This is a genomic window from Methylocaldum sp. (assembly GCF_035627495.1).
Taxonomy (GTDB): domain Bacteria; phylum Pseudomonadota; class Gammaproteobacteria; order Methylococcales; family Methylococcaceae; genus Methylocaldum.
This window is the reverse complement of record NZ_DASPLO010000174.1, coordinates 1-3,282: the sequence shown is the minus strand read 5'-3', so window position 1 is coordinate 3,282 and position 3,282 is coordinate 1. Positions and strand designations below refer to the sequence as shown.

Genomic DNA, 3,282 nt, shown 5'->3' with positions numbered 1-3,282 from the left:
GCGGCACTGGCGAAAACTCAATGGCATTCCCCGCTTGGCTCAGGTTATCGAGGGAGTCGTGTTCAAGGACGGAGTTCGGGAAGACGCCGAGAAAATCGCCGCCTGAGTCCGCCCCGTACACAAAATTTGACCATTACTCTACCCCACTTTCCATCCCCGCCCTGGAGGGCCGGGGCCTTTCGCGGAGAACTTGGTAAAATCGCAACGTTAACCTGCTAAAAATCGGAGACCGCTGGCTTGTCCAAGTAGTCATGATAACGTTCACGGCCTATCAGGGGACCGAATCCCCTTTCCAGGAACGGCTGTCCGGCACTGTCGAGCGCGTGACCTTCCACAGTGAAGCGTCTGCTTCTGCGTGCTGCGGGTTAAGGTCAACGAGCAGCGCGATCTGGTCGCCGTGACCGGCTCGGCCGCTTCTGTCTCGCCGGGCGAGTTCATCGAGGGCTTAGGACGGTAGGTCAATGACGTGACCCACGGGCTGCAGTTCAAGGCTCATCACCTCAAAGTCGTTCCGCCCACCACTTTAGAAGGCATATCGAGAAGTATCTCGGTTCCGGGTTGGTCAAGGGGATCGGTCCGCACTTCGCCAAAAAACTGATCAAGGCTTTCGGCGAAGCGGTGTTCGAGGTGATCGAGCAGAACCCTGAGCGCCTGGAAACGCTCGAGGGCATCGGCCCCACGCGCCGGAGGCGGGTGGTTGAGTCCTGGGCCGAACAGAAGGCCATCCGGGACATCATGGTGTTCCTGCAATTTCACGGGGTCGGCACGTCCCGCGCCGTCCGTATCTACAAGACCTACGGCGATGAAGCCATTCTCAAGGTCACCGAGAATCCCTACGGGCTGGCGCTGGACATCTGGGGCATCGGCTCCTGGAATTCGATCCGAAAGAATTCAGGTTCAAGCGTAACGACGAAAATCCGTTGGAAACGGACCTGCTGGTAATCGACGAAACTTCGATGATGGACGTGGTCCTGATGAACCAACTCCTCAAGGCGGTTCCGGATTCTGCGGGCGTCAACCCCTTCTCCAGGAATTCACGTATCCTCGCCAATTGCTGCCATCCAATGCGCTTGGCTGAGATACGCCAAACGTTCAACGTCCAACCAACCACCGCCGCAAACACCGTCAATGCCGAGCCGCTCGTCCCTTTCGAGGGCTATCCTCCGCCCGGGCCTCAAACGCCAAGATGGAGACTGACGGCGCCGTTCGCGGCGGACATGTTCAGTGCGGCGGGAATTCCGACCGGGCTCGGAATTTGGCAGCAACTCGGCGCCCAGACTCTTGGGGGGCCGTGGCGCTAGACTGAGATAGATGAGGTCTACGCTCAAAGGCCAACCCGCGTTGGCCGAGCAGATTGTTCCGTATTTGCTGATCAGCGAAAAAGAAATCCGGCTGCCGCCCAGTCTAAGGTGTAGTAAGGACGCCGAGTTATGCGGTGACTTCAGTTTAAGATCGCCAGATCGCTGCTGAACCGGTGCTTTGGCTCCTATCCGGAACAGCCCGGATATCACCTCGCGATCAACGCCGTGTCCGCGCCCTGACCAAGCCATATCAGTCGCACAAGCCCACTTAAAGGCGAATCGGGAGAATGACTCATGGAAGCAAGCCAACTTACCCTATTCAGGAATGAGTTTCACACGATGATTCTGCTGTTCGTGATTCTGGGTCTGGGCTGCACCAGCGCCCCCTCTCGGGAAGATGCCCGAGTGATCGACGCCAAGGTTGATGCTGCCCTTGCTCGACTCAAAAAGGACGTGAAGGGGGCTGACAGTCTTCTTCGATCTGCCAGCGGCATGCTTGTCTTTCCGGGAGTCCTTCAAGCCGCCTTCTGGGGCGGGGCGGAATATGGGAAGGGGGCGTTACGTATCGGTGGCGTGAACGTCGATTATTACAACATTGCAGCCGCATCCTTCGGGCTTCAGTTCGGGGCTCAAAAGAAGGACATCATCCTACTGTTCATGAACGACCAGGTCTTGCAGGATTTTCGGAACAGCTCCGGGTGGACGGCGGGCGTCGATGGTACGGTGGCGCTGGTGACCGTAGGTGCGGAAGGTTCCATCAACACGACCACCCTCAACGAGCCGATCCTGGCCTTCGTCGTTGACCAGACCGGCCTAATGGCCGGCGTGTCCCTGGAGGGCTCCAAGATTACTAAACTTCAACGTCAGGTTCCGAGGCGTGTTGAGAAAACCCGCAATCACATCGAGACCGGCATGCTGGTGTCCCCGCCCGCCCTGACCTGGGATAACCGCATCAGTTGCTAATGCCACACAGTGTTTTGATGCCGATTACCACATTATGGCGGCTGACTTGACCGGACTCCTGGAGAACCTGATGACGGCCTTCGGGGGTGAAAAAAGAGCTGATGGATCAGGATTTTACCGGCGGTTGGCCTCCCACGAACCCGCGGAATAGCTGCAAAGCTATAGATATTCATTCTTACCGGGTCAGACCGAAGTGAACATCAATACAACGCGCCTACGAAGAGCTTCAGGGCACGTTGAAGAACGAGCCAGTTCATCGTCGGCGAATTGCCATCCCGCTACAGCCCATCGCAGAGATCACGGAATGGATCGAGATCTTCTACAACCGTTAGCGGCACTGGACCCGACCGGGCGATCTGTCGCTCAGGGCTTTGCCCAACTCTCCCATCGTCAAGAACGTGTTCGCATTTGCGGTAAACCATGCGCTACCTGGCTTTGGTCACGGATTACGATCAGACACTGGCTCTAGAGGGGCGCATGGCCGATTCAATCGTGGCGGCGCTTGAGCACCTGCGTGCCTCCGGTCGGCGCGTGATCGTGGTGACCGGGCGTCAACTCGAGGATCTTGGCTTAGTTTCCGGAGGTCTCGATCACTTCGATTACGTGGTTGCGGAAAACGGCGCGCTCATTTACGAGTCCCGAACACGCGAAATCACCCTGTTGGCTGAACCGCCCCCGAAACAGTTCGTCTCGGCCTTGCGAAGCCGTGGCGTTCATCCGTTGGCCGTGGGGCGGGTGATCCTTGCCACACAGAGCCCGTACGAGACGAAAGTGGAGCAGGCAATCCGTGAATTCAAACTGGATCTGCAAATCATCCTCAACAAGGGCGCTGTCGATTGCATCGCCATTTTTTACGAAACCTTTTGGGACATCCCAATCTCCAAAAGGAGCAAATTGTGGCGACGGGTATTGCCTTCGGCGCCCCGGCCGTCCCAATCGCAAACGTCGCTTTAATCGCGACCTTCCTGCGTTCGACCGGTCCCGACCCAACCAGGGGTCGGGACCTGGCTCCACAATG

4 protein-coding genes and 1 pseudogene are annotated in these 3,282 nt (G+C 57.6%); all 5 read left to right on the top strand.

Annotation, left to right across the window (positions count from 1 at the left end):
- Positions 1-558 precede the first annotated feature (558 nt).
- The 5 genes and pseudogenes from VEB01_RS15800 to VEB01_RS15785 all read left to right on the top strand — a co-directional run bounded on the left by VEB01_RS15800 (position 559) and on the right by VEB01_RS15785 (position 3,218).
- Positions 559-942, top strand: a complete 384-nt coding sequence (locus VEB01_RS15800; RefSeq protein ID WP_324877089.1) for a helix-hairpin-helix domain-containing protein — start codon at positions 559-561, stop codon at positions 940-942.
- A complete protein-coding gene (locus VEB01_RS15795; protein WP_324877087.1) occupies positions 921-1,301 on the top strand; it encodes an AAA family ATPase in 381 nt (126 codons plus the stop codon). Before VEB01_RS15800 ends, VEB01_RS15795 begins: the two co-directional genes overlap by 22 nt.
- A gap of 294 nt (positions 1,302-1,595) precedes the next feature.
- On the top strand, positions 1,596-2,264 hold the full coding sequence (locus VEB01_RS15790) for a BPSL1445 family SYLF domain-containing lipoprotein (RefSeq protein ID WP_324877085.1): 669 nt from the start codon (positions 1,596-1,598) through the stop codon (positions 2,262-2,264).
- A gap of 207 nt (positions 2,265-2,471) precedes the next feature.
- Positions 2,472-2,593, top strand: a pseudogene (locus VEB01_RS23135) (IS3 family transposase); the annotation flags it as partial.
- A gap of 91 nt (positions 2,594-2,684) precedes the next feature.
- Positions 2,685-3,218, top strand: a complete 534-nt coding sequence (locus VEB01_RS15785; RefSeq protein WP_324877084.1) for an HAD family hydrolase — start codon at positions 2,685-2,687, stop codon at positions 3,216-3,218.
- Positions 3,219-3,282 lie beyond the last annotated feature (64 nt).

What these genes read in the sequence shown, in the direction of transcription:
- VEB01_RS15790 (WP_324877085.1), top strand. Translation starts at nt 1,596, where the DNA reads ATGGAAGCAAGCCAACTTACCCTATTCAGGAATGAGTTTCACACGATG.
- VEB01_RS15785 (WP_324877084.1), top strand. Translation starts at nt 2,685, where the DNA reads ATGCGCTACCTGGCTTTGGTCACGGATTACGATCAGACACTGGCTCTA.